The following is a 26,350-nucleotide window of genomic DNA, read 5'->3' as shown; positions in this document are numbered from 1 at the left end:
ATCAACCATCAATAAAAACATCGGCCAGCGATTTATGGCAGAGCAACAGGGAAAGCCCCTCAAGTTCCGCCCACACTGACTGACCATAGTCTTGTTTAAGCGTAATTTCCGTACGCGTTAACAGCGTTACCGCCTGACGCAACTGCGCAGGATTCAGCCGGTTTAGCGCGTCTCCCATCATACCCCGGCGATTTTGCCACACCCGGTGTTTATCAAACAACGTGCGCAAAGGCGTATGGGCTGACTGCCGTTTTAAGTTGACCAACAGCAGTAATTCACGCTGTATCGTGCGCAGCAAAATAACCGGCTCACTGCCTTCCAGGCGTAACTGTTGCAGAATGTGCAGCGCGCGTTTGCTTTTGCCCATCAGCAGCGCATCCACCCAATGGAACGGGGTAAAGTGCGCGGCATCGTTAACGGCTTTCTCCACGCGAGGCAGCGTTAGTTTGCCATCAGGCCAAAGCAATGCTAGCCGTTCCAGCGCTTGCGCCAGCGCTAACAGATTACCTTCATAGCAATAGCACAACAGCTGATTGGCTGCGTCATCCAGTTGTAGATTGTTAAGCTTAGCTCTGGCGGCGACCCAACGAGGAAGCTGTGCTTGCTCCGGAGTCTGGCAGCTTACCTGCACCGCATTATTGGCAAGTCCGGTATACCATGCGGCGTTTTCCTGCGCTTTAGTCAGTTTGTTGCCGCGAACGATCAGCAGCAGGTCGTCATGTAGCAGTGTGACGAGTGAAGCGAGCTGTTCGTTAATGGCGGCATTGGGGCCATTTTCAGGCAACTGCAAAAGTAGGGTTTGACGGCTGGCAAACAGGCTCATTGCCTGGCAGAGTGAAAAAATCTCTCCCCAGTCGGTGCTATTGTCCAGGGTGAAAGCGTGGTGTTCTTCGAACCCTTGTGTGGCGGCAGCCTGACGGATAGCGTCCTGGCTTTCCTGCAACAAGAGAGGATCGTTACCTAAGAGCAAATACGCCGCGCGCAGCCCTTCATTGAGCTGTGCGCGGAGTTGTTCAGGGTACAACTTGAGCATCAGTTACCCAGCGTGGTGGAAACACGCGCCGGAGATGACGCAGGCTCTGCGGCTTTTGTCGCCGCTGGCTTAGCATCATCATCAGCATTGGATGACAGAGTATCGGCCAGATGTACGCTTGGCAGCTTACGAATTAACTGTTCAGCCGCTTTGTCATACATCTCTTTAACGATCATCTCTTGCTCGTTATCCTTCGCCAGTGCAGCCTGTGGGTTGTCAAAGAACGAACGATAAACTTTGGCGCTGATTGGATAAATATCATGACCTGGAATCAGCACAGTAGCACTTACGGACATCACCATCTGGTATTCAGCCGTTTGACCGTTCTGGAATACCGACGCCGTATCCTGCGAAATGCTTACTGCGCCAAGACGTAAGGACGTCACATCTTTACGCATTGTACCGTCTTCAAGCAGCGTAACGCCGTTCAGGCGCAGCTGATTACGAACCGCGCGGCTTAATGGGCCGTTCGGATCACCAGAGTTCAGGATCATGGTTTTCATTGAGGGTGGAACCTGCGTAGTATTACGCAGATGCCAGCCACACCCGGCGGTGACAAGCACCGCCAGAGATAACAACAATGTTGTCAGAAGTCGCACGCTTCCTCCCGCGCTTAGCCAACGACCAGATTGAGGAGTTTACCTGGTACATAAATCACTTTACGTACGGTAACGCCATCAAGATATTTTGCCACCAGGTGCTCCTGGCCAGCACGTTCACGAACCTGTTCTTCTGTCGCATTTACCGGAACGGTAATTTTGCCACGGACCTTACCGTTCACCTGAACAACAACCAGCGTCGAGTCTTCAACCATTGCGGCTTCGTCCGCCACCGGCCACGGTGCGTTGTCGATATCGCCTTCGCCTTTCAGTGCTTCCCACATCGTGAAGCAAACGTGTGGGGTGAACGGGTTCAGCATGCGAACGACGGCCAGTAAGGCTTCCTGCATCAGGGCTCTGTCTTGTTCGTCTTCCTGCGGTGCTTTCGCCAGCTTGTTCATCAGCTCCATAATCGCCGCAATTGCGGTGTTAAAGGTCTGACGACGACCGATATCATCGGTAACTTTAGCAATGGTTTTATGCACGTCGCGACGCAGCGCTTTTTGGTCTTCGCTCAACGCATCAACGTTCAGGGCAGCAACATCGCCTTTGGAAGTATGTTCGTAAACCAGCTTCCATACACGTTTCAGGAAGCGGTTCGCCCCTTCAACGCCGGATTCCTGCCATTCCAGCGTCATATCAGCCGGAGAAGCGAACATCATGAACAGACGTACCGTATCAGCGCCGTAACGTTCAACCATGACCTGCGGGTCGATACCGTTATTTTTCGACTTGGACATTTTGCTCATGCCGGTATAGACCAGTTCATGGCCTTCTGCGTCCTGAGCTTTGACGATACGACCTTTTTCGTCGCGCTCAACGATGGCATCAACCGGAGAAACCCAGTTACGCTCGCCGTTTGCACCAACGTAATAGAACGCATCAGCCAACACCATACCCTGGCACAGCAGCTGTTTGGCCGGTTCGTCAGAGTTGACCATGCCCGCATCGCGCATCAGCTTGTGGAAGAAGCGGAAGTAGAGTAGGTGCATGATGGCGTGTTCAATACCACCAATGTAGATATCAACTGGCAGCCAGTAGTTTGCAGCTTCTGGATCCAGCATCCCTTCGTTGTACTGCGGGCAGGTGTAGCGCGCGTAGTACCAGGAGGATTCCATAAAGGTATCGAAGGTGTCGGTTTCGCGCAGCGCAGGCATGCCGTTAACGGTGGTTTTTGCCCACTCCGGATCGGCTTTGATTGGGCTGGTGATGCCGTCCATAACCACGTCTTCCGGCAGAATAACCGGTAATTGATCTTCTGGCGTCGGCAGTACGGTACCGTCTTCCAACGTCACCATCGGAATTGGCGCACCCCAGTAACGCTGACGGGAAACACCCCAGTCACGCAGTCGGTAGTTCACTTTACGCTCACCCACGCCTTTGGCTACCAGCTTGTCAGCAATGGCGTTGAAGGCAGCTTCGAAGTCGAGGCCGTCAAACTCGCCGGAGTTAAACAGCACGCCTTTTTCGGTCAGAGCTTGTTCGGACAGATCCGGCTCTGCGCCTTCAGCGGTCAGAATTACTGGCTTGATGGTCAGGCCATATTTTGTCGCAAACTCGTAATCGCGCTGATCGTGGCCCGGAACGGCCATGACTGCGCCCGTACCGTATTCCATCAGGACGAAGTTTGCTGCCCAAACGGGGATTTCTTCGCCAGTCAGCGGGTGAACAGCTTTAAAGCCCGTGTCGACGCCTTTCTTCTCCATGGTTGCCATTTCGGCTTCAGCAACCTTGGTGTTGCGGCATTCGTCAATGAAGGCGGCCAGTTCTGGGTTATTTGCAGCAGCTTTCTGCGCCAGCGGGTGACCTGCGGCAACGGCCAGATAGGTCGCACCCATAAAGGTGTCCGGGCGGGTGGTGTAAACGGTTAGCGTGTTGTCGTAACCGTTCACATCGAAGGTGATTTCCACGCCTTCAGAACGGCCAATCCAGTTGCGCTGCATCGTTTTCACGGTGTCAGGCCAGTGATCCAGGTTATCCAGGTCACGCAGCAGTTCGTCAGCGTAAGCGGTAATTTTGATGAACCACTGTGGGATCTCTTTACGCTCGACTTTGGTATCGCAACGCCAGCAGCAGCCGTCGATAACCTGTTCGTTCGCCAGTACGGTCTGGTCGTTCGGGCACCAGTTGACCGCAGACGTTTTCTTGTACACCAGGCCTTTTTTGTACAGCTCGGTGAAGAATTTCTGTTCCCAACGGTAGTATTCCGGGGTGCAGGTCGCCAGCTCACGGCTCCAGTCGTAACCGAAACCCAGCATTTTGAGCTGGTTTTTCATGTATGCGATGTTGTCGTACGTCCACGGTGCTGGCGCGGTATTGTTTTTAACCGCAGCGCCTTCTGCAGGCAGACCGAACGCATCCCAGCCAATTGGCTGCAGTACGTTTTTGCCCAGCATGCGCTGGTAGCGGGCGATCACGTCACCGATGGTGTAGTTACGTACGTGGCCCATGTGTAGTCGACCAGAAGGATAGGGAAGCATAGACAGGCAGTAATACTTCTCTTTGCTCTCGTCTTCGGTAACTTCAAATGTGCGCTTCTCATCCCAGTGAAGCTGTACTTTGGATTCTATCTCTTCCGGGCGGTATTGCTCTTGCATGGCAGCCAGTGGTCCTGTTTTCAATACAGCTACAAACGTAGCTTTAGATGTGGTGTTTCAGATCCGCATAGCATAGCCCAAACGCCCGCGCCAAAACAGCCTTTCGCGCATTCAGCGTTGAATTCCCGCAAGGATAATTCTTGCACGAATTTACACACTCTGTGGACAGTCTTGCAAAGCGTAGCGTAAATAACGTCTATTATTATAGACAGTTAACGACCCAGGAGGCGAAGCGATGAACAAGGTTGCTCAATATTACCGTGAACTGGTGGCTTCACTGAGCGAACGTCTGCGTAATGGCGAACGCGATATTGATGCGTTGGTGGAGCAGGCGCGTCAACGAGTTATGCAGACCGGGGAGTTAACGCGAACCGAGGTAGAAGAGCTCACCCGGGCCGTCAGACGTGACCTGGAAGAGTTTGCTCTGAGCTATGAAGAAAGTCTTGATGAGGAGACAGACAGCGTCTTTATGCGGGTTATCAAGGAGAGTATCTGGCAGGAACTGGCCGATATTACAGATAAAACGCAGCTCGAATGGCGCGAGGTGTTCCAGGACCTCAGTCATCACGGGGTTTATCACAGCGGTGAGGTGGTCGGATTAGGTAATCTGGTCTGCGAGAAGTGCCACTTCCATTTAGCGGTTTACACCCCGGATGTGCTGCCGCTGTGTCCGAAATGCGGACACGATCAGTTCCAGCGCCGACCGTTTGAGCCGTGATGATTAGGCGTGCCAGAAGTTATTTGTAGGCCTGATAAGATGCGCCAGCATCGCCATCAGGCAATATGCCGGATGGTGGCGCAAGCGCCTTATCCGGCCTACAGTTTTACGCGTAATATCTTAAACGTTCTGCCAGCAAATCGACAAACCCTTCGCGATCCACGTCTACCATTACGTTGGCGTTTGGCTTATTGCCGCTCAGGAAGTAGTAATCCACCACGGTCATTCCCTGGGTATATTTACCCTGAGTTTCCACGCCGACCCAGCGTTCAACGGTGGTAAACAGTTCAGGTTTCAGCAGCCAGGCAATGGTGCATGGATCATGCAGTGGCGCGCCGATGAATCCCCATTTTTCATCTTTGTGATATTCAAAGAAGAAGTCGAGTAGTTCAGCCACGATCGTCGAAACAGGGTTGCCGATAGCGCGGAATCGTTCGGTATCTTCGCGATGTATTTGCGCTTTATGCGTGACGTCCAGACCAGCCATCACCACTGGAATGCCAGACTGGAATACGATTTCAGCGGCTTCAGGATCCACGAAAATATTGAACTCGGCGGCGGGCGTCCAGTTTCCGAGGCCCATCGCACCACCCATAATTACGATACGGGCGATTTTGGCGTGCAGCTCAGGATGGCTATTCAGGAGCAATGCGACGTTAGTTTGCGGCCCGGTGGAGACAATCGTCATCGGTTCCGGGCTTTCACGCAGGGTTTTCGCCATCAGTTCCACGGCGGTACAGTCTTGTGGCGCAAAAGCGGGTTCCGGCAGCGCCGGGCCATCCAGCCCACTCTCGCCGTGAACGTTATCGGCGATAATCAGATCGCGCATCAGTGGTTTCACTGCGCCACCAGCTACTGGTATATCCGTACGGTTGAGCAACGTTAACATGCGCAACACGTTACGCAGCGTTTTGTCAGGTGTCTGGTTACCGGCTGATGAGGTTATCGCTTTCACATCCAGTTCTGGTGAGGCGAGGGCGAGCACAATTGCGATAGCGTCGTCATGACCCGGATCGCAATCAAACAGGATAGGAAGTGCCATTGTTGCTCCTTGTAAGTGGGACTTTGTGACAAGGTTAACGCTGGGCTGTATGTGTTTCGAGAGGCGAAGGGATAAAGCGTGAGGTGGCGCGCACATGGAGGTGCGCGCCAGCAAGATTAGTGCAGTATTTTCGCGAGGAAGTCTTTGGCGCGGTCCGATTTCGGATTAGCGAAGAACTCTTCTTTCGGCGAGTCTTCAACAATTTTCCCTTCATCCATGAAGATCACCCGGTTCGCCACTTTACGCGCAAAGCCCATTTCGTGGGTTACCACCATCATGGTCATCCCTTCATTGGCCAGTTCAACCATAACATCCAGTACTTCGTTGATCATTTCAGGATCAAGCGCCGAGGTCGGTTCGTCAAACAGCATGGCGATAGGATCCATGCACAGCGCCCGGGCGATAGCGACACGCTGTTGCTGGCCCCCTGAGAGCTGAGCTGGAAACTTTTCTGCATGTGCTGACAGACCAACGCGTTCCAGTAACTTTTGCGCTTTGTCGCGGGCCGGCTTTTTATCGCGCTTGAGCACTTTTACCTGCGCCAGAGTCAGGTTCTCAATGATCGACAGGTGAGGGAACAGTTCAAAGTGCTGGAACACCATACCAACGCGAGAGCGCAGTTTGGCCAGATCGGTTTTTTTATCATTCACCACGGTACCATCAACGGTGATGACGCCTTGTTGTACCGGCTCCAGCCCGTTCACCGTTTTGATAAGCGTTGATTTACCTGAACCTGACGGGCCGCAGACCACCACCACTTCCCCTTTTTTCACTTCCGTGGAGCAGTCGGTCAGCACCTGAAAGTGACCATACCATTTAGAAACATTTTTCAGGGTAATCATTAAACTGTCCTTTTCTTCAAATAGCTGACCAACAACGATGCGCTCAGACTGAATACAAAATAAACGGCGCCAGCAAACAGGATCATTTCAACCTGTGTGCCGTCACGCTCGCCAATGGTAGAGGCGGTACGGAAGAAGTCTGCCAGACTTAATACGTAGACCAGCGAGGTATCCTGGAAGAGTACGATGCCCTGGGTTAGCAGCAGCGGTACCATCGCGCGGAATGCCTGCGGCAGAATAATGAGCTTCATCGACTGCCAGTGGGTCATCCCCAGAGCCAGCGCGGCGCTGGATTGCCCACGAGAAATACTCTGGATACCGGCACGGATAATCTCGGAATAGTACGCGGCTTCAAACATCGAAAACGCGACCATTGCTGAGATCAGGCGAATATCGGTTTTTGGCGACAGACCCAGTACGTTTTGCAGGAAGCCGGGCACAATCAGGTAGAACCACAGCAGCACCATGACCAGCGGAATAGAACGAAATACGTTGACGTAGCCTTTCGCAAACCAGGCAATCGGCGCGAAGCTGGACAGACGCATGACGGCCAGGATAGTTCCCCATACGATACCAATGACTACCGCCGTAACGGTGATTTTCAGCGTGATGATCAGCCCGTCCAGCAGATACGGCAGGGAAGGGATGATAGAACTCCAGTCAAATTCGTACATTATTTGCCTCCCAAATTGCCAGGCAGGCGGATTTTACGTTCAACGAGATTCATCACCAGCATGATGACGGCGTTAATCAGGACGTAAGCCAGAGTGATAGCGGTAAACGATTCCCATGCGTGGGCGGAGTAATCCAGCAGTTTGCCTGCCTGTGCCGCCATATCGACCAGGCCGATGGTGGAGGCGATCGCGGAGTTCTTCACCAGGTTCATCATCTCTGAGGTCATTGGCGGAACAATCACGCGGTATGCGTTTGGCAACAGAACATAGCGGTAGGCCTGCGGTAACGTCAGCCCCATCGCCAGTGCGGCGTGTTTCTGCCCACGAGGCAGAGACTGAATAGCGGCGCGAACCTGTTCGCAGACGCGCGCGGCGGTAAACAGCCCCAGACAAAGCATCGATGAAAGGAAGAACTGGATGTTGGGATCCAACTCAGCCTTGAACCACATCCCAATGTTTTCCGGCAGCAGTTCAGGAATAACCAGATACCAGGTAAAAAACTGGACGATGAGCGGAACGTTACGAAACAGCTCAACGTACAGCGTGCCGATCCCAGAAAGGAAACGATTTGGAACGGTACGTAAGATGCCGAATAAAGAGCCTATGAGGAAAGCGATAATCCATGCGGTGATGGATAACGCGACAGTGACCTGGAAACCACTCCAGAGCCAGCCGAGATAGGTGGTGTTGCCGAACGGGGCTTGTTGTAAAAAAATACCCCAGTTCCAGTCTATAGACATAAATCTACTCCAGAAAAAAAAGGGTAGCAGCGCTACCCTCGAAGATTGTTATTCGGCGTTTTGCGGTTTTCAGGCCTGATGGGGAACGACCATCAGGCTTATAGTCTGTCCGTGCCGAGTAACAATCGAGAGGGAGGGGAAGCCTCCCATTTATTTTAGTTAGTTAAGCGCTTTATCATTCGGTTCTTTGAACAGGGCTTTCATCTCGTCTGACAGTTCGAAATTCATGTTCAGGTTCTTCGGCGGAATTGGATTTTTAAACCACTTATCAAACCATTTCTCAGCTTCGCCTGAGGTTTGCGCCTTGGCGATAGTGTCGTCCATCAGCTTTTTGAACTCAGGATCATCTTTGCGCAACATACAGCCGTAGGCTTCCTGAGACTGTGGCTTGCCGACGATCTCCCAGTTGTCTGGTTTCTTCGCTTTCGCGCGCTCACCAGCCAGCAGGGCGTCATCCATCATAAAGGCAACGGCGCGACCGCTTTCCAGAGTACGGAAAGAGTCACCGTGGTCTTTCGCGCTGATGATGCGCATATCCATTTTTTGTTCTTCATTCAGCTTGTGCAGCAGAACTTCGGAGGTGGTACCTGAAGTCACGACTACGGCTTTACCTTTCAGATCGGCGAAATCTTTAACGTCGCCGCCTTTTTTCGCCAGCAGACGGGTGCCGACAACGAAAATGGTGTCAGAGAAAGCCGCTTGTTTTTGGCGCTCGACGTTGTTGGTGGTGGATCCACATTCAAAATCGAAGGTGCCGTTTTGCAGCAGCGGGATACGGTTTTGTGAAGTAATCGGGATCAGTTTCACCTGCAGATCAGGCTTGTTCAGCTTTTTCTTCACGGCTTCAACGATCGCGTTGGAGTAATCCTGTGAATAACCGACCACTTTTTGCTGATTATCGTAGTAAGAAAACGGTACTGATGATTCACGGTGGCCGACAACGATCACGCCATTTTTGGCGATCTTATCCAGCGTGCTGCCTGCCGCTGGTGCTGCGTCTTCTGCGTGCGCCAGACCGGCGGACATTCCCATAACCAGCATGGCAGTGGCGAGCTTACGTAATTGCATATCCAACTCCTTTATCGTCTGCGCCAGGGACGCATTGATACCCATTGTGATGTTGTTATTGTTTGCTACTAAAACGTGCAGTCTTGTATGTGTTTGTTAACATTTAGTTTGGATGAATGTAAAGAATTTGCTGTGTTATTGTTTATTTTTGCGAAGTGCGCCGCACCATTTGGGGGCAAAAATATCTTGTTGCACTTTTCAGGTGCTACCGGCGCTCAACTTTGGTGCGACCAGGTTGCACATTCAGCCAAAACAGCGTTTGCCTTGTAGAACAAAGCAATAGACGTGCCAGAATGGTCTTTTGGAGGGGGGAAGTAGGCCTGATAAGCGTAGCGCCATCAGGCACGATGCTGCACAACTGCCGGATGGCGGCGTACCGCCTTATCCGGCCTGCATTTGATGGGGCGCTGTTTTACTTACGACGTTGGCGCAGACTCATTATCACTGCGCCAAAGCCAAACAGCGCGGTTAGCAGCCAGAGCGGCCAGTTTCCGGTACGGGCATAAGGGGTTAAGCCCGTCGTTGGCGTCACGCTGGTGGTCAGCACCTGACGGGTAAACTGCGGGATCATCGCCTGAACTTCGCCCTGTGGACCAATCACCGCCGTAATACCGTTGTTGGTGCTACGCAGCAGAGGTCGCGCCAGCTCCAGGGAACGCATACGCGCCATCTGGAAGTGCTGCCACGGGCCAATAGATTTACCAAACCATGCATCGTTGGAGATAGTCAGCAGGTAGTCCGTATCCGGGCGGAAGTTATCCCGTACCTGTTCGCCAAGAATGATTTCGTAGCAGATGGCAGCGGTCAGCTTAAAGCCGTGTGCATGCAACTGTGGCTGTACATAAGGACCGCGGCTGAACGAAGACATTGGCAGGTCAAAGAATGGCGCTAGCGGGCGCAGGATAGATTCCAGCGGGACAAACTCGCCAAACGGTACCAGATGGTTTTTGTTGTAGCGGTTGCTGGAGTCGTAGCTGTATGGGCTGTCTTTACCCAGTGTGATGATGGTGTTGTAAGTGTCGTAACGATTCTGCTTGTTCAGACGTGCGTCTACAATACCGGTAATCAGCGTGCTATTTTTCGATTTCAGCAGGTCATCCATCATACTCAGAAAACGCTGCTGGTTAATTTCCAGGTCCGGAATAGCGGATTCTGGCCAGATGATGAGCTGTGATTTGCCCATCTCAGGCTGGGTGGCGTCGAGATAAATCTTCAGGGTGTTGAGTAACTGGCCTTCATCCCATTTGAGCGACTGCGGGATGTCACCCTGCACCATCGAGACCTGGGTGGTTTTTTCCGGCTCCAGCGTGTACCACTGAATATAACGTAGCGGGAAGGGCAGAGCGAAAAGCACCACGGCGGTAGCCAGCGGCTTCCAGTTACGCGTTACCAGTGCAAGTGCCAGCAGGCCGCTAACCATCATCAGCAGGAAGTTTATCGCCTCAACGCCCATTACCGGCGCCAGCCCTTTTAACGGACCGTCGATCTGGCTGTAGCCGAACTGCAGCCACGGGAAACCGGTCAGTACCCAGCCGCGTAGAAATTCAGTGATTTGCCAGACTACCGGCGCGGCAATCGCTACGCGTATCCAGGTTGTTTTCGGCCACAGACGCGCCAAAACGCCGGCAAACAGGCCAGTGTAGAGGGAAAGGTAAGCAGCAAGCAGAACCACGAGGAAGACGTTAACGGGGCCCGGCATACCGCCAAACTGCGCGATACTGACGTAAACCCAGTTGATGCCTGAGCCAAACAGTCCCAGTCCCCAGAAATAGCCGATAGCGGCAGACTGGAGCGGACGGCGGTTGAAGGTGAGAGCCTGCAGGCCCATCAGCGAAACAATCGCAGCGGGCCAGATGTCATACGGTGAGAAAGCCAGTGTCCCGCAGGCACCGAATAATAACGCCAGCAGCAGGCGAATGCGCTGGCGTTCAATTAAAGGGGCAAATGCCATGTAGTCTTAGATCCAGTTTCGGGTTTATTCGTCCAGTTTGGGCTGGGGTGAGTCGTCCGGAATTCTGACATGAACCTGAATAATACGACGGCTGTCGGCCATTGCCACTTTGAACTGGTAACCATCAATGTCGATGGTCTCTCCACGCGCGGGCAGATGACCGAAGGCCTGCATGACCAACCCGCCAATGGTATCCACTTCTTCATCGCTGAAATGCGTGCCGAAAGCTTCGTTGAAGTCTTCAATCGGCGCCAGTGCACGAATAGTCCAGGTGTGGCGACTGAGCTGACGGAAATCAATATCGTCTTCTTCGTCGTACTCATCTTCAATTTCACCGACAATCAGTTCAAGGATGTCCTCAATGGTCACCAGACCTGAGACACCGCCAAACTCGTCGATGACGATAGCCATATGATAACGCTGGGAGCGGAACTCTTTCAGCATGCGGTCAACCCGCTTGCTTTCAGGGACGACAACCGCCTGGCGTAACACTTTCTCCATGCTGAAGGCTTCGGCATCGCTACGCATAAACGGCAGCAGATCTTTGGCCATCAGAATCCCTTCAATGTGATCCTTGTCTTCGCTAATTACCGGGAAACGCGAGTGGGCAGACTCGATAATGACATCGAGGCATTCGTCCAGAGTTTGGTTGCGTTTCAGGGTAATCATCTGGGAGCGAGGGATCATGATGTCGCGAACGCGTTGGTCCGCAATATCCATTACCCCTTCGAGCATATCGCGCGTATCTTCATCGATAAGGTCGTTTTGCCCGGAATCACGGATCAGCTCCAACAGTTCGTCGCGGTTTTTCGGTTCACCGTGGAAAAGTTGGCTCAGTAACAGGGAAAAAAATCCCTTTTTGCTGTTTAAGGTGTCACTACTGTGTGAATTGTCGTCGCTCATGGCGTCGTATGGGTTCTCATGTTAGTTAATACAAAGCGCGTCATGCGTTTACTCAGCTGTTGACGGCATATCTCTTCATTGTACTTCAAACCTTGTAGGCCTTATCAGGCCTACAAGATGTCGAAATGCTTACTCTTTCTCGGCAATGTACGGATCCTCATAGCCCAGAGCAAGCATAATCTCTGTTTCGAGGGATTCCATCTCTTCCGCTTCATCGTCTTCAATATGGTCGTAGCCGAGTAAATGCAGGATACCGTGCACCACCATGTGCGCCCAGTGGGCCTCAAGCGGTTTGCCTTGCTCCTGCGCTTCTTTCTCGACCACCTGACGGCAGATGATCAAATCGCCCAGTAGCGGCATCTCAATGCCCGGCGGAGCCTCAAACGGGAAAGAGAGCACGTTGGTGGATTTGTCTTTCCCGCGATAGGTCAGGTTCAGGTCGTGGCTTTCCGCGTCATCGACCAGACGAATCGTCACTTCAGACTCTTCCTGAAATTGCGGGATCACCGCATCCAGCCAGCCCTGAAACTGACTTTCTGTTGGCAAACCGGATTCGTCTTCACATGCCAGCTGTAAATCGAGGATAACCTGACTCATTTTTGTTCCTGCTCCTGAGCTTCGCGCTTGCGTTCTGCAGCCTGCTCGGCTTTGCGTTTCTGTTCTGCTTCTTCCCAGGCTTCATACGCCGTGACGATACGGGCGACCACCGGGTGGCGCACCACGTCTTCGCTATGGAAGAAATTAAAACTAATTTCGTCGACTTCAGCCAGCACTTCAATGGCATGACGCAGACCGGATTTGGTGCTACGCGGCAGGTCAATCTGGGTGATATCGCCAGTGATGACCGCTTTGGAGTTAAAGCCGATACGGGTCAGGAACATTTTCATCTGTTCGATGGTGGTGTTCTGGCTTTCATCAAGAATGATGAACGCATCGTTCAACGTACGACCGCGCATATAGGCCAGTGGGGCAACTTCAATGACGTTACGCTCAATCAGCTTTTCAACCTTTTCAAAGCCGAGCATTTCGAAAAGCGCGTCATACAGCGGTCGTAAATACGGATCGACTTTCTGGCTGAGATCTCCTGGCAGGAATCCCAGTTTTTCGCCCGCTTCCACTGCCGGACGGGTCAGCAGAATGCGACGGATCTCCTGACGCTCAAGCGCATCAACCGCAGCGGCAACCGCGAGATACGTTTTACCCGTACCCGCAGGGCCAACGCCAAATGTGATGTCGTGGTCGAGGATATTCGCAATGTACTGTGCCTGGTTCGGCGTGCGCGGCTTAATTACTCCACGCTTGGTTTTGATGTTCACCGCTTTGCCAAATTCAGGCACGCTGTCTGCGCTTTGCTCAAGCACACGCGCTTCTTTGATCGCCAGATGAATTTGTTCAGGCTCGATGTCCTGCGTCTGACCGCGCATTGGGGCGGTATCGACGTACAGGCTACGTAAAATATCTGCCGCAGCGGTGACGCAAATTGGACGACCGGTCAGTTTAAAGTGGTTATCACGGCGGTTAATTTCGATGCCGAGGCGACGTTCCAGCTGTTTGATGTTGTCATCAAATGGGCCGCAAAGGCTCAACAGGCGGGCGTTGTCTGCGGGTTCAAGGGTGATTTCGCGAGTGTCTATGTTCAAACTGTTCCTCTTATGCATGTCTCGCCGGACGCTGAACATTTACCGGCATCTAAGGAAATTATTCACGCCATGGGGGAAAGGCGCAAGCATTGCAGCAAATATGGGGATGATAGGGCAGATTACAAGACCCGCCGGGACAGCGAGCCCAGGATTGTAGGCCCGATAAGTGTAGCGGCATCGGGCCTTTTTTACGTTTTTCAGCAGGATTAAGGCTGATAAATACCGACGCCCAGATCGTTTTCTTTGCGGGTACGCGCAATGACCGATTCAGGGGATTCTGCGATACGCAGACCCATTTCGTCCTCGGTACGCACCACTTTACCGCGCAGGGAGTTAGTCCAGACATCGGTAATTTCTACGTCTACGAACTTACCGACCATATCCGGGTTGCCTTCAAAGTTCACCACACGGTTATTTTCGGTACGGCCTGACAGTTCCATGATGCTCTTACGCGAAGTGCCTTCAACCAGAATGCGCTGGGTCGTGCCGACCATACGGCGGCTCCAGGCCATAGCTTGCTGGTTGATACGCTCCTGTAGAATGTACAGACGCTGTTTCTTCTCTTCCTCCGGTACGTCGTCAACCATATCGGCGGCAGGGGTGCCAGGACGCGCAGAGAAAATAAAGCTGTAGCTCATGTCAAAATTGACGTCAGCAATCAGCTTCATGGTCTGCTCGAAATCCTGAGTGGTCTCACCCGGGAAGCCAACGATGAAGTCGGAGCTAATCTGGATATCCGGACGCGCAGCGCGCAGTTTGCGGATGATCGCTTTGTATTCCAGCGCGGTATGGGTACGCCCCATCAGGTTCAGTACGCGGTCTGAACCGCTCTGTACCGGCAGATGCAGGAAGCTCACCAACTCTGGCGTATCGCGATAAACTTCAACGATATCATCGGTGAATTCGATCGGATGGCTGGTGGTGAAGCGGATACGATCAATACCGTCGATCGCTGCGACCAGACGTAACAGATCGGCAAAAGATCCGATCGTGCCGTCGTAGTTCTCACCACGCCAGGCGTTCACGTTTTGCCCCAGCAGGTTCACTTCGCGCACGCCTTGGGCTGCAAGCTGGGCGATTTCAAACAGAATATCATCCGCCGGACGGCTGACTTCCTCACCGCGGGTGTAGGGCACCACGCAGTAAGTACAATATTTATTACAACCTTCCATGATGGACACAAACGCGCTTGGACCTTCAGCACGCGGTTCTGGCAGGCGGTCGAACTTTTCGATCTCCGGGAAACTGATATCAACCACCGGGCTACGGGTCGTGCTTCCACGCACTTTGTTGATCATTTCCGGCAGGCGGTGCAGCGTTTGCGGCCCAAAAATAATATCGACGTAATGCGCGCGCTGGCGAATATGATCGCCTTCCTGAGACGCAACACAGCCACCGACCCCAATGATGAGCTTGGGGTTTTTCTCTTTTAACAGTTTCCAGCGGCCCAGTTGATGGAACACTTTTTCCTGAGCCTTCTCACGGATTGAGCAGGTATTCAGCAGCAGCACATCCGCTTCTTCCGCCACGTCAGTCAGTTGATACCCATGGGTGGCATCCAGCAGATCGGCCATCTTCGATGAATCGTATTCGTTCATCTGACAGCCCCAGGTTTTAATATGGAGTTTTTTGGTCATCGACTTGCTCTTGCGAAATTGTGGCTGAAATGCAGGGCGCATAGTGTACTGCTTTGGCGCGGTTGTGACCAGTATGACGGATGTCAGCCTCAAGGGGTAAAAAATCCTGTAAACTTACACAATACATGTAACTGGATAATTGACCATGACAAATCAACCAACGGAAATTGCCATTGTCGGCGGGGGGATGGTCGGCGGCGCGCTGGCGCTTGGACTGGCGCAGCATGGATTTACGGTAACGGTCATTGAGCATGCCGTTCCCGTGCCGTTTGTGGCTGACGGACAGCCTGATGTCAGAATTTCTGCCATAAGTTCCGCATCGGTGTCGTTGCTAAAAGGGCTGGGCGTCTGGGATTCGGTGCAGGGGATGCGCAGCCATCCTTATCGTCGACTGGAAACGTGGGAGTGGGAAAATGCCCATGTGATGTTTGATGCCGCCGAGCTTAAGCTGCCTCTGTTGGGCTATATGGTGGAAAACACGGTCCTGCAACAGGCGCTCTGGCAGGCGCTGGAAGCCCACCCTAAAGTCACGCTGCGCGTACCGGCGTCCCTGATTTCTTTGCATCAACATAACGATCGACATGAGCTTGAGCTGGCAGGCGGCGAAACCATCAGCGCGAAGCTGGTCATCGGCGCCGATGGTGCCAACTCTCAGGTGCGAAAAATGGCCGGGATTGGTATCCATGCCTGGCAGTACGCGCAGTCCTGTATGTTGATAACCGTGCAATGCGAAAATTTACCGGGAGACAGCACCTGGCAGCGATTTACGCCTGACGGCCCGCGCGCGTTTTTACCGCTGTTTGATAACTGGGCCTCGTTGGTGTGGTACGACTCACCGGCTCGCATCCGCCAATTGCAAGCGCTGAATATGCCGCAATTGCAGACGGAGATTGCTAAACATTTTCCATCGCGACTCGGTAAGGTGATGCCAGTGGCTGCGGGGGCGTTCCCGCTTACGCGTCGTCATGCGCTGCAATATGTGCAACCGGGGCTGGCGCTGGTAGGTGATGCCGCGCATACCATTCATCCGCTGGCGGGGCAGGGCGTTAATCTGGGCTTTCGTGATGTCGATGCGTTGATTGATGTGCTGGTGAACGCGCGCAGCTACGGTGAATCCTGGGCCAGTCAGCCGGTGCTCAAGCGCTATCAGAATCGCCGTATGACTGACAATTTCATCATGCAAAGCGGTATGGATCTGTTCTATGCCGGATTCAGCAATAACCTGCAGCCGCTGCGCATCATGCGTAATCTCGGGCTCATGGCCGCAGAGCGCGCTGGCGTACTGAAACGTCAGGCACTGAAGTATGCGTTAGGGTTGTAATTCAGGCAGGCCTACGGGGAAAATACGTAGGCCTGATAAGCGGAGCGCCATCAGGTGATAAATGCAGAAAAGCAAAAAGCTCGCCGAAGCGAGCTTTTTTAATATGGCTGGGGTACGAGGATTCGAACCTCGGAATGCTGGTATCAGAAACCAGAGCCTTACCGCTTGGCGATACCCCAACGGGTGCACCCACAGAGTGGACGACTTTTTGAAATTGGCTGGGGTACGAGGATTCGAACCTCGGAATGCTGGTATCAGAAACCAGAGCCTTACCGCTTGGCGATACCCCAACAATTTTTTGGATTTACCGAACGAGTCGATACGTCCTTAATATGGTGGCTACGACGGGATTCGAACCTGTGACCCCATCATTATGAGTGATGTGCTCTAACCAGCTGAGCTACGTAGCCAAATACTAACATTTTCTTCGATGGCTGGGGTACCTGGATTCGAACCAGGGAATGCCGGTATCAAAAACCGGTGCCTTACCGCTTGGCGATACCCCAATGACCGTTGCGGTGAACCGCTATATCGAAGAAAAAATGGCTGGGGTACCTGGATTCGAACCAGGGAATGCCGGTATCAAAAACCGGTGCCTTACCGCTTGGCGATACCCCATCCGTGCAACGCTTACGGGTGAATGGTGCGGGAGGCGAGACTTGAACTCGCACACCTTGCGGCGCCAGAACCTAAATCTGGTGCGTCTACCAATTTCGCCACTCCCGCAAAAAAGATGGTGGCTACGACGGGATTCGAACCTGTGACCCCATCATTATGAGTGATGTGCTCTAACCAGCTGAGCTACGTAGCCATCTTTTTTTCGCGTAACCTTATCGGCGTTGCGGGGCGCATTATGCGTATTGAGCCTTGAAGCGTCAACCCCTTTTTCATTGAAAATAGCTGGAATGTGACTGTTTGGTTAGGTTGCGAACAGCATGACGCAATATTCGGCAATTATTAGTTATTAATTGTTTTTTTGCACAGAAAACAAACATAAAAAAAGAGCCCCGCAGGGCTCTTATCTAAGGATTAACTTATTTATAAGCGGACTGGTGTACGCCAACGGCACGGCCAGATGGATCGTTCATGGTTTTAAACGCCTCATCCCATTCGATCGCCTTGGCAGAAGAACAGGCAACCGACGGCCCGCCAGGCACGCATTCGGCAGCGCTTGCTACCGGGAACAACTCTTCGAAAATCTCACGGTACAAATACGCTTCTTTTGACGATGGCGTGTTGTACGGGAAACGGAAGCTGGCGGTTTCCAGTTGTTGGTCTGAAACTTGTTCTGCAGCCACCTCTTTCAGCGTGTCAATCCAGCTGTAACCGACACCGTCAGAGAACTGCTCTTTCTGACGCCATGCGACGCTTGCCGGCAGGTAGGACTCAAAACATTCGCGCAGAACGTGTTTTTCCATTTTGCCGTTGCCGCACATTTTGTCCTGCGGGTTGATGCGCATCGCCACATCAAGGAATTTCTTATCCAGGAAGGGCACGCGAGCTTCTACACCCCAGGCCGACATGGCTTTGTTGGCACGGGCGCAGTCGAACATATGCAGCGCTTGCAGCTTGCGCACGGTTTCTTCGTGCAGTTCTTTTGCATCTGGCGCTTTGTGGAAATAGAGATAGCCGCCAAACACCTCGTCCGAACCTTCACCCGACAACACCATTTTAATACCCATCGCTTTAATTTTACGCGACATTAAGTACATTGGCGTCGAGGCGCGAATCGTCGTGACATCGTAAGTTTCGATGTGGTAAATCACGTCGCGGATCGCATCCAGACCTTCCTGCACGGTGAAGTGGATCTCATGGTGCACGGTCCCCAGATGGTTCGCCACCTCTTGCGCAGCTTTCAGATCCGGAGCGCCTTCCAGGCCGACGGCGAAGGAGTGCAGCTGTGGCCACCAGGCTTCGCTACGTTCCTGATCTTCAACACGGCGTGCCGCGTATTTTTTAGTTATCGCGGAAATGACGGATGAATCCAGACCGCCGGACAACAGAACTCCATAAGGAACATCTGACATCAGGTGACTTTTCACCGCATCTTCCAGCGCCTGGCGCAGCTCGTTTTTATCGGTAACGTTGTCTTTGACGGCATCGTATTCAAACCAGTCGCGCTGGTAGTACTGACGAATTTCACCGTCTTTACTCCACAAATAGCTACCGGCCGGGAATTCTTTGATTGTGCGGCAGACGGGAACCAGCGCTTTCATTTCAGACGCAACGTAGAAGTTACCGTGCTCGTCGTAACCCATATACAGCGGGATGATCCCGATATGATCACGACCGATCAGGTAGGCGTCCTGCTCGCTGTCGTACAGGGCAAAAGCGAACATGCCTTGCAGGTCATCGAGGAACGCGGGTCCTTTTTCCTGATACAGCGCGAGGATAACTTCGCAGTCGGAACCGGTCTGGAACTGGTAGCGATCGCCGTATTCAGCACGCAGTGTCTGGTGGTTATAAATTTCACCGTTAACCGCCAGGATATGTGTCTTCTTCACGTTGTACAGCGGCTGAGCACCGGCATTGACGTCGACGATGGACAGACGTTCGTGCGCCAGAATGGCGTTATCACAGGCGTAAATACCTGACCAGTCCGGGCCGCGGTGGCGCATCAGACGAGACAGTTCCAGGGCTTTTTTACGCAGTTCAACTGCGTCAGTTTTAATATCGAATACGCCAAAAATAGAACACATAACCTTCTCCGTTAACCTGTTGCGTGATGCTTTTTAAGTTTGCTTGATAAAGAAAATGCCGCAAAGCTGGAGAGGGCGCAAGCGAATTACGGGTCAGAAAATAAAAAACGCAATGGTCATTGTGGATTGATGAAAAAAGAATATGTAATGAGCGCTATTATTGATGAATCAGCAGTGAAATGGTGATTTTATTGAATGGATGTATTTTTCAGGCCGGATAACTTGCAGATGTTGTTATCCGGCTAAAGAGATTAAATGACGTCTATTTCAGCAACGGACGGGTAAATCCAGCTTGGTCTGAACGGCATGTTGTCAATATCATCAAGCTTGGAAACGCCAGACAGTACCAGGATAGTTTCCAGACCCGCCTGAAAACCTGCCAGAATATCGGTACGCAGGTTGTCACCAACGATAACGGTTTCTTCCGAGTGCGCCTGCATTTTGTTGAGCGCCGCGCGAATAATCCACGGGCTGGGTTTGCCGACATAAAACGGTTTACGGCCTGAGATCTTCTCAATACCGGCACAGAGTGCTCCACAGGCGGGATAAAAGCCGCGACCGTGGGTATCCGGGTTAGTGGCGATAAAACGAGCGCCGTTGGCGACAAAATACGCCGCTTTATGCATCATGTCCCAGTTATAGGAACGTGTCTCGCCAACAATCACAAAATCGGGGTTCACGTCGGTAATGGTAAATCCAGCTTTATACAGTTCGTGTATTAACGCGCCTTCACCCACCACGTAGGCCTTTTTTCCTTCCTGGCGACGAAGAAAATCAGCGGTAGCCATCGCGGAAGTATAAAAGACGCTATCAGGGACATTCACACCCGCGGTGGCGAAGCGGTTTGCCAGATCTTGCCCGGTCTGCGAAGGGTAGTTAGTCAGCAGGACTAACGGCAGGCCTTTTTCCAGGATCCCAGTCAGAAATTCTGCCGCACCCGGTACAGCAACATTGTCGTGCATCAGCACGCCGTCGATATCACAAATTACATTCTTAATGGCCATGGACAATCCGACATTAAAAAAAGAAGGCATTACTATACACAAAATACACTACATCATTCGAGTTGCATCAAGGCGGCAAGTCTGCGAACCCCTGGAGCTTACTGAAGTAAGTGACCGGGGTGAGCAGATGCAGCTAACGCAGAGGCAGCTCGAAGGATGACGTGTATTAGTTTTCCAGCAAACGTTGCAGCAGTGTACCGTTGAGCATTGCGCGCTTCACCAGCGCAAAGGCGCCAATGGCGGAGCGGTGATCCAGCGTGGACCGAACCACCGGTAAATTATGGCGAAACGCCTTTAACGCCTGCGTGTTGATACAGCTTTCTATTGCAGGCAGCAGCACCTTATCCGCCTCGGTAATTTCGCCCGCAATGACGATTTTTTGCGGGTTAAACAGGTTGATGGCAATGGCGATAGTTTTACCCAGGTGGCGACCAACGTGCTCAATAACTTCTGCTGCCAGATTATCGCCTTTATTTGCTGCCTTACAGATGGCTTTGATGCTGCAATCATCCAGCGTGAGTCGACTTGGATAACCCTGCTTCAGTAAGTTTTGCACGCGATGTTCAATAGAAGCATTGGCGGCAATGGTTTCCAGGCAGCCGAAATTACCGCAGTGACAGCGCTCACCCAACGGCTCTACCTGAATATGACCAATCTCGCCGACGTTGCCATTGCGACCGATGAAAATTCGGCCGTTGGAGATGATACCCGCGCCGGTTCCGCGGTGCACTCGCACCAAAATAGAGTCTTCGCAATCCTGGCTTGCCCCGAAATAGTGCTCAGCCAGCGCAAGGCTGCGAATATCATGACCAACAAAGCAGGTGACTTTGAAGCGTTTTTCGAGCGCTTCGACCAGTCCCCAGTTTTCGACCTGAATGTGTGGCATATAGCGGATGACGCCGCTTTCAGGATCGACAAGGCCTGGCAGGATGACAGAAATTGCGATCAGCTCACGGATTTTCCGCTGGCAGCTCTCAATAAAGATGGCAATGGTGTTGAGCAGCGCATATTCCAGCGTTTCCTGGGTGCGCTCCGGGAGGGGGTAATGCTCTTCGGCGACAACTTTACTGCTCATATCATAGAGCGTGAGCGTTGTGTCGTGGCGACCCAGTCGTACGCCAATGGCGTGGAAATTGCGGGTTTCTGTGACGATAGAGATAGCGCGGCGGCCCCCGGTGGAGGCCTGCTGATCGACTTCTTTGATCAGCCCGCGTTCGATCAACTGACGCGTAATTTTGGTTACGCTGGCGGGGGCAAGCTGGCTTTGCTCGGCAATTTGAATTCGCGAGATTGGCCCATGCTGGTCAATCAGGCGATAAACCGCCGCGCTGTTAAGCTGTTTTACGAGATCAACATTACCTATTTGAGCTTGTCCGCCTGGTGTCATTCTTTCTCTTACTCAGTAACGACCTCGTTGCCATTAACGATGGTCTTGATAATTTTAAAGTCGTGCGTGAACGCAGTCAGGTTGGCTACTTTGCCTGGCGCGATGCTGCCGAGTTGTTTGTCGACGCCGATGGCGCGAGCAGGGTAGAGCGTTGCCATGCGTAAGACTTCGTCGAGAGCGATATTCGCATGTTCGACCAGATTGCGTACGCCTTCAATCATGGTTAATGATGAACCGCTCAACGTACCGTTCTCATCAACACACAGTCCATTGCGGTAGTATATTGTTTTACCAGCGAAAATGAACTGTTCAATGTTTGCACCTGCTGGCGCGGTCGCGTCAGTAACCAGGCACAGCTTGTCGCCTTTCAGGCGCTTAGCATTACGAATGTTAACGTAGTCAACGTGCAGGCCATCGGCGATGATACCGCAGTAGATATCGGCTTCATCCAAGATAGCGCCCGCCAGACCGGGTTCGCGGCCGGTAATGTACGGCATCGCGTTGAACAGATGCGTTGCAAAGGTAATACCTGCACGGAATCCGATTTTTGCTTCTTTTACCGTTGCATTGGAATGACCCGCAGAAACCACGATACCCGCATTCACCAATTTGGTGATGACCTCTACCGGGACCATTTCTGGCGCCAGTGTGACTTTGGTGATCACATCCGCATTATCGCACAGGAAATCAACCAGTGCAGCGTCCGGCTGACGGACAAATCCCGGATTATGGGTGCCTTTTTTCACCAGGTTCAGCCACGGGCCTTCAAGATGAAGTCCTAATGCCTGATTCGGGTGTTTCGCCAGGTATTCACGCATCACGCGAACACCTTGTTTCATCAGGTCATCGCTGGTGGTGATAAGCGTTGGCAAATAGTTGGTGCAGCCAGATTTTTCATTGGCTTTCTGCATGATTTCCAGCGTTTCAACGGTTACGGCTTCTGCCGTATCGTTAAACTGCACACCGCCGCAGCCGTTCAGCTGTACATCAATAAAACCGGGGGAAACAATGGCCCCATTCAGTGAGCGCTGTTCAATCCCTGACGGTAATTCAGCCAGTGGGCAAACGCTGTCGATCAGGCCATTGGCGACAACAATCGCATGGTCATCAAGAATTTCGTGACCGGTAAAGATCCGGCCCTGGGTTAAAGCATACATTCCGACCCCCGATTTCAAAAAAATGCCGCCCTGCAACTTATCGACAGGGCGGAGACATCAATTACAGACCTTTAATATTTTCCGCTTCTAACTCGTTGAAGTATTTCAGCGTCTTCACTTTCAGTTCCATGGTGGAAGGCTCATCGCAGACCACAACGGCTTTTGGATGCAACTGCAGGCAGCTGATGGTCCACATGTGGTTAACGTTGCCTTCAACGGCGGCTTGCAGCGCCTGTGCTTTCTGGTGGCCCAGAACCAGGATCATCACTTCTTCAGCATCCAGCAGGGTGCCCACGCCAACGGTCAGCGCATATTTAGGCACCTGGCTTACGTCGCCGTCAAAGAAGCGTGAGTTAGCAACACGTGTGTCGTGAGTCAGCGTTTTGATGCGGGTACGGGAAGCCAAAGAGGAAGCTGGCTCGTTGAACGCGATGTGACCATCGTTGCCTACACCGCCCATAAACAGGTGGATTTTACCGTAAGAACGGATTTTTTCTTCATACTGACGGCATTCTGCATCAATATCCGGCGCGTTACCATTGAGGAGGTTGATGTTTTCTGCTGGAATATCAACGTGATCAAAGAAATTGCGGTGCATAAAGCTGTGGTAGCTTTCCGGATGCTCTTTCGGCAGGCCAACATATTCGTCCATGTTGAACGTAACAACATGCTTGAAGCTCACCTGGCCCGCTTTGTGCATTTCAACCAATGCTTTATAAGCTGTCAGCGGAGTACCGCCAGTCGGCAGGCCCAGAACGAACGGACGATCTGCCGTTGGTTTGAACGCGTTAATACGGTTAACGATATGGCGAGCAGCCCATTTGCCGACTTGTTCAGCGGTATTCAGGGGGATCAGTCTCATTCTTCACCTCAAAAGTAAAAGTAAGCAGTTGGCGGATTGAGTCTCTGTGCAGTAATAAGCGTAACCTGGTTTTGCATCGGTAAGGATCAATCCGTTTCGATTTTTTGAATGATAAAATAAGTTTTCGTAGTTAGCCAGTGAAAGGGAGGGTTAATAACGATATTTGGTGACTGGAATCACAAAAAACACGCGTTTAATTTGCGATACGAATTAATTTTTCACACACTCTGAATGTAGATGAATGGTTAATATCGTTGTTACAGAATCTTGCTGTCAGGAATGGTCGCACAATAAAAATATGGCTTCAAAGAAGCCTAATCGGGGTCTCGTAGGGGGAATAAAATGAATATTTTAGGTTTTTTCCAGCGGCTGGGTAGGGCGTTACAGCTCCCCATCGCTGTGCTGCCAGTCGCGGCACTGCTGCTGCGATTCGGCCAACCAGATTTACTTAACGTACCCTTCATCGCGCAAGCGGGTGGGGCCATCTTTGATAACCTCGCGTTAATTTTTGCGATCGGTGTTGCTTCCAGCTGGTCAAAAGACAGCGCAGGTGCAGCAGCGCTGGCAGGTGCGGTCGGTTATTTCATATTGACCAAAGCAATGGTTACCATTAACCCTGCAATCAATATGGGCGTGCTGGCTGGTATCATCACCGGTCTGGTCGGCGGTGCCGTGTATAACCGCTGGTCTGGTATCAAACTGCCTGACTTCCTGAGCTTCTTTGGCGGCAAACGATTTGTGCCGATCGCCACTGGCTTCTTCTGCCTGGTGCTGGCTGCTATCTTCGGTTACGTATGGCCGCCGGTGCAGAACGCCATCCATGCGGGTGGTGAGTGGATCGTGGGCGCTGGCGCGCTGGGTTCCGGTATCTTTGGTTTCATCAACCGTCTGCTGATCCCAACCGGTCTGCATCAGGTGCTGAACACCATCGCCTGGTTCCAGATTGGCGAATTTACTAATGCTGCAGGTACCGTATTCCACGGTGACATCAACCGCTTCTACGCGGGTGACGGCACTGCGGGTATGTTCATGTCTGGCTTCTTCCCAATCATGATGTTTGGTCTGCCGGGTGCGGCGCTGGCGATGTACTTCGCGGCTCCGAAAGCACGTCGTCCGATGGTTGGCGGTATGCTGCTGTCCGTTGCGATCACCGCGTTCCTGACCGGTGTTACCGAGCCGCTGGAATTCCTGTTCATGTTCCTGGCTCCACTGCTGTACCTCCTGCACGCACTGTTAACGGGTATCAGCCTGTTCGTTGCAACACTGCTGGGGATCCACGCAGGCTTCTCCTTCTCCGCAGGTGCTATCGACTACGTGTTGATGTACAACCTGCCGGCAGCAAGCCAGAACGTCTGGATGCTGGTGGTGATGGGGCTGGTGTTCTTCGTTATCTACTTTGTGCTGTTCAGCGCGGTTATTCGTATGTTTAACCTGAAAACGCCGGGCCGCGAAGATAAAGAAGACGATATCGTTACTGAAGAAGCCAACAGCAACACTGAAGAAGGTTTGGCTCAACTTGCAACCAACTACATTGCAGCGGTTGGCGGTACTGATAACCTGAAAGCGATTGATGCCTGTATCACTCGTCTGCGTCTGACCGTTGCCGACTCCGGTCGCGTTAACGATGCGATGTGTAAGCGTTTAGGCGCATCTGGGGTAGTTAAGCTGAACAAGCAAACTATCCAGGTCATCGTGGGGGCGAAAGCCGAATCCATCGGCGACGAAATGAAGAAAGTTGTCGCGCGTGGCCCGGTGGCAGCAGCATCTGGTGAAAGTGCGCCAGCAGCAGCGGCTCCAGTAGCAAAACCGCAGGCTGTAGCGAATGCAGTCACCGTTGAAGCGCTGGTTTCTCCGATTACTGGTGACGTAGTTGCTCTGGATCAGGTTCCTGATGAAGCCTTCGCCAGCAAAGCAGTAGGCGACGGCGTGGCAGTGAAACCAACGGATAAAATCGTGGTTGCTCCGGCTGCGGGCACCATCGTGAAAATCTTCAACACTAACCATGCGTTCTGCCTGGAAACTGTTAAAGGCGCGGAAATCGTGGTCCATATGGGCATCGATACCGTAGCGCTGGAAGGCAAAGGCTTTAAGCGTCTGGTTGAAGAAGGTGCTGAAGTTACGGCAGGCCAACCGATTCTGGAAATGGATCTGGAGTTCCTGAACGCTAACGCACGTTCGATGATAAGCCCGGTTGTGTGCAGCAACAGCGATGATTTCGGCGCTCTGGTTATTGAAGCCGAAGGTCATGTGGTTGCCGGTCAAACACCACTGTATGAGATTAAAGGTAAATAACTGCTCCTGAGTAAAGTGAGTTAAGTGCCTTAAGCGGCGGGGGATATTCCTCCGCCGCTTTTTTTTGCAGCAAATGCCCTCATATATCCTGTTGAAACACCTTTTTTGTGCAACTAATAGTTGTCTCCTGACGTCGCTTATAAGATCATACTCCGTTATACGTTGTTTACGCTTTGAGGAATCC

Annotated in this window: 22 protein-coding genes and 7 tRNA genes; 4 read left to right on the top strand and 25 right to left on the bottom strand. The window is 52.3% G+C overall.

Going from position 1 to position 26,350, the window contains the following annotated elements; translation table 11 throughout:
* Position 1: 1 nt before the first annotated feature.
* From holA to leuS, 3 genes are read right to left on the bottom strand one after another with little or no spacing between them, the layout of a single operon-like run.
* The gene (gene holA / locus ACHHZ7_RS02015; protein ID WP_032942687.1) at positions 2-1,033 is read right to left on the bottom strand and encodes a DNA polymerase III subunit delta; all 1,032 of its coding nucleotides are present in this window, start codon (positions 1,031-1,033) and stop codon (positions 2-4) included.
* Entirely contained in the window at positions 1,033-1,632 is a 600-nt protein-coding gene (gene lptE / locus ACHHZ7_RS02010) for an LPS assembly lipoprotein LptE (protein WP_020996551.1), read from the bottom strand. The genes holA and lptE overlap by 1 nt, the downstream gene beginning before the upstream one ends.
* 14 nt (positions 1,633-1,646) lie before the next feature.
* Positions 1,647-4,229: a leucine--tRNA ligase gene (gene leuS, locus ACHHZ7_RS02005; protein WP_095533124.1), complete on the bottom strand. Its 2,583-nt coding sequence runs from the start codon at positions 4,227-4,229 to the stop codon at positions 1,647-1,649.
* 235 nt (positions 4,230-4,464) lie between these two features.
* On the opposite strand from leuS, the gene ACHHZ7_RS02000 reads away from it, so the two are divergent.
* Positions 4,465-4,947 (top strand): zinc ribbon-containing protein, encoded by a 483-nt coding sequence (locus tag ACHHZ7_RS02000; RefSeq protein WP_003022748.1) that lies wholly within the window; start codon positions 4,465-4,467, stop codon positions 4,945-4,947.
* Between the two features lie 106 nt (positions 4,948-5,053).
* Here the strand turns inward: ACHHZ7_RS02000 and rihA are convergent, their stop codons facing one another.
* The 10 genes from rihA to miaB all read right to left on the bottom strand — a co-directional run bounded on the left by rihA (position 5,054) and on the right by miaB (position 15,444).
* Positions 5,054-5,989, bottom strand: coding sequence for a pyrimidine-specific ribonucleoside hydrolase RihA (gene rihA, locus ACHHZ7_RS01995; protein ID WP_060682580.1), 936 nt, complete (start codon positions 5,987-5,989; stop codon positions 5,054-5,056).
* 116 nt (positions 5,990-6,105) lie between these two features.
* Positions 6,106-6,831: a glutamate/aspartate ABC transporter ATP-binding protein GltL gene (gene gltL, locus ACHHZ7_RS01990; RefSeq protein WP_003022754.1), complete on the bottom strand. Its 726-nt coding sequence runs from the start codon at positions 6,829-6,831 to the stop codon at positions 6,106-6,108.
* Positions 6,831-7,505: a glutamate/aspartate ABC transporter permease GltK gene (gltK, locus tag ACHHZ7_RS01985; protein WP_003831315.1), complete on the bottom strand. Its 675-nt coding sequence runs from the start codon at positions 7,503-7,505 to the stop codon at positions 6,831-6,833. Before gltK ends, gltL begins: the two co-directional genes overlap by 1 nt.
* Positions 7,505-8,245 (bottom strand): glutamate/aspartate ABC transporter permease GltJ, encoded by a 741-nt coding sequence (gltJ, locus tag ACHHZ7_RS01980; RefSeq protein ID WP_060682579.1) that lies wholly within the window; start codon positions 8,243-8,245, stop codon positions 7,505-7,507. Before gltJ ends, gltK begins: the two co-directional genes overlap by 1 nt.
* 159 nt (positions 8,246-8,404) lie before the next feature.
* A complete protein-coding gene (gene gltI, locus ACHHZ7_RS01975; RefSeq protein WP_003022762.1) occupies positions 8,405-9,313 on the bottom strand; it encodes a glutamate/aspartate ABC transporter substrate-binding protein GltI in 909 nt (302 codons plus the stop codon).
* Between the two features lie 412 nt (positions 9,314-9,725).
* Positions 9,726-11,264, bottom strand: coding sequence for an apolipoprotein N-acyltransferase (gene lnt / locus ACHHZ7_RS01970; protein WP_060682578.1), 1,539 nt, complete (start codon positions 11,262-11,264; stop codon positions 9,726-9,728).
* Between the two features lie 24 nt (positions 11,265-11,288).
* Entirely contained in the window at positions 11,289-12,167 is an 879-nt protein-coding gene (corC, locus tag ACHHZ7_RS01965; RefSeq protein WP_003022770.1) for a CNNM family magnesium/cobalt transport protein CorC, read from the bottom strand.
* A 129-nt stretch (positions 12,168-12,296) separates the two neighbouring features.
* Complete coding sequence (gene ybeY / locus ACHHZ7_RS01960) at positions 12,297-12,764, bottom strand: rRNA maturation RNase YbeY (protein WP_060682577.1); 468 nt, start codon at positions 12,762-12,764, stop codon at positions 12,297-12,299.
* The gene (locus ACHHZ7_RS01955) at positions 12,761-13,807 is read right to left on the bottom strand and encodes a PhoH family protein (protein WP_003022776.1); all 1,047 of its coding nucleotides are present in this window, start codon (positions 13,805-13,807) and stop codon (positions 12,761-12,763) included. The genes ybeY and ACHHZ7_RS01955 overlap by 4 nt, the downstream gene beginning before the upstream one ends.
* 206 nt (positions 13,808-14,013) lie before the next feature.
* Positions 14,014-15,444: a tRNA (N6-isopentenyl adenosine(37)-C2)-methylthiotransferase MiaB gene (miaB, locus tag ACHHZ7_RS01950; RefSeq protein WP_003831327.1), complete on the bottom strand. Its 1,431-nt coding sequence runs from the start codon at positions 15,442-15,444 to the stop codon at positions 14,014-14,016.
* Between the two features lie 145 nt (positions 15,445-15,589).
* Here miaB and ubiF point away from each other — a divergent pair, with 145 nt between their 5' ends.
* On the top strand, positions 15,590-16,765 hold the full coding sequence (gene ubiF / locus ACHHZ7_RS01945) for a 3-demethoxyubiquinol 3-hydroxylase (RefSeq protein WP_395148539.1): 1,176 nt from the start codon (positions 15,590-15,592) through the stop codon (positions 16,763-16,765).
* 104 nt (positions 16,766-16,869) lie between these two features.
* Here the strand turns inward: ubiF and ACHHZ7_RS01940 are convergent.
* From ACHHZ7_RS01940 to asnB, 8 genes are all read right to left on the bottom strand, one after another.
* A tRNA-Gln gene (locus ACHHZ7_RS01940) sits at positions 16,870-16,944 on the bottom strand.
* A gap of 36 nt (positions 16,945-16,980) precedes the next feature.
* Positions 16,981-17,055, bottom strand: a tRNA-Gln gene (locus ACHHZ7_RS01935).
* A gap of 43 nt (positions 17,056-17,098) precedes the next feature.
* Positions 17,099-17,175: transfer RNA gene (locus ACHHZ7_RS01930), tRNA-Met, on the bottom strand.
* Between the two features lie 21 nt (positions 17,176-17,196).
* Positions 17,197-17,271 (bottom strand) — tRNA-Gln (locus ACHHZ7_RS01925).
* A 37-nt stretch (positions 17,272-17,308) separates the two neighbouring features.
* Positions 17,309-17,383: transfer RNA gene (locus tag ACHHZ7_RS01920), tRNA-Gln, on the bottom strand.
* 23 nt (positions 17,384-17,406) lie between these two features.
* Positions 17,407-17,491 (bottom strand) — tRNA-Leu (locus ACHHZ7_RS01915).
* An 8-nt stretch (positions 17,492-17,499) separates the two neighbouring features.
* Positions 17,500-17,576 (bottom strand) — tRNA-Met (locus ACHHZ7_RS01910).
* Positions 17,577-17,799: 223 nt separating this feature from the next.
* The gene (gene asnB, locus ACHHZ7_RS01905) at positions 17,800-19,464 is read right to left on the bottom strand and encodes an asparagine synthase B (protein ID WP_008784099.1); all 1,665 of its coding nucleotides are present in this window, start codon (positions 19,462-19,464) and stop codon (positions 17,800-17,802) included.
* A 39-nt stretch (positions 19,465-19,503) separates the two neighbouring features.
* On the opposite strand from asnB, the gene ACHHZ7_RS01900 reads away from it, so the two are divergent.
* On the top strand, positions 19,504-19,650 hold the full coding sequence (locus tag ACHHZ7_RS01900) for a peroxiredoxin (protein WP_122973776.1): 147 nt from the start codon (positions 19,504-19,506) through the stop codon (positions 19,648-19,650).
* Between the two features lie 65 nt (positions 19,651-19,715).
* On the opposite strand, the gene nagD is transcribed toward ACHHZ7_RS01900, so the two are convergent.
* From nagD to nagB, 4 genes are all read right to left on the bottom strand, one after another.
* Positions 19,716-20,468 carry a ribonucleotide monophosphatase NagD gene (nagD, locus tag ACHHZ7_RS01895; protein WP_003022792.1) on the bottom strand — a complete coding sequence of 251 codons (753 nt, stop codon included), beginning with the start codon at positions 20,466-20,468 and terminating at the stop codon, positions 19,716-19,718.
* Positions 20,469-20,634: 166 nt separating this feature from the next.
* Positions 20,635-21,855, bottom strand: a complete 1,221-nt coding sequence (locus tag ACHHZ7_RS01890) for an N-acetylglucosamine repressor (RefSeq protein WP_048235883.1) — start codon at positions 21,853-21,855, stop codon at positions 20,635-20,637.
* 8 nt (positions 21,856-21,863) lie between these two features.
* A complete protein-coding gene (gene nagA / locus ACHHZ7_RS01885) occupies positions 21,864-23,012 on the bottom strand; it encodes an N-acetylglucosamine-6-phosphate deacetylase (RefSeq protein ID WP_003831339.1) in 1,149 nt (382 codons plus the stop codon).
* Positions 23,013-23,073: 61 nt separating this feature from the next.
* Positions 23,074-23,874 carry a glucosamine-6-phosphate deaminase gene (gene nagB / locus ACHHZ7_RS01880; RefSeq protein WP_003022803.1) on the bottom strand — a complete coding sequence of 267 codons (801 nt, stop codon included), beginning with the start codon at positions 23,872-23,874 and terminating at the stop codon, positions 23,074-23,076.
* A gap of 342 nt (positions 23,875-24,216) precedes the next feature.
* Here nagB and nagE point away from each other — a divergent pair, with 342 nt between their 5' ends.
* Positions 24,217-26,166 (top strand): PTS N-acetyl glucosamine transporter subunit IIABC, encoded by a 1,950-nt coding sequence (nagE, locus tag ACHHZ7_RS01875; RefSeq protein WP_060682575.1) that lies wholly within the window; start codon positions 24,217-24,219, stop codon positions 26,164-26,166.
* Positions 26,167-26,350 lie beyond the last annotated feature (184 nt).

It is taken from the genome of Citrobacter freundii complex sp. 2024EL-00216 (genome assembly GCF_043945515.1).
Lineage (GTDB): Bacteria > Pseudomonadota > Gammaproteobacteria > Enterobacterales > Enterobacteriaceae > Citrobacter > Citrobacter portucalensis.
This window is presented reverse-complemented; position numbering and strand designations above follow the sequence as displayed.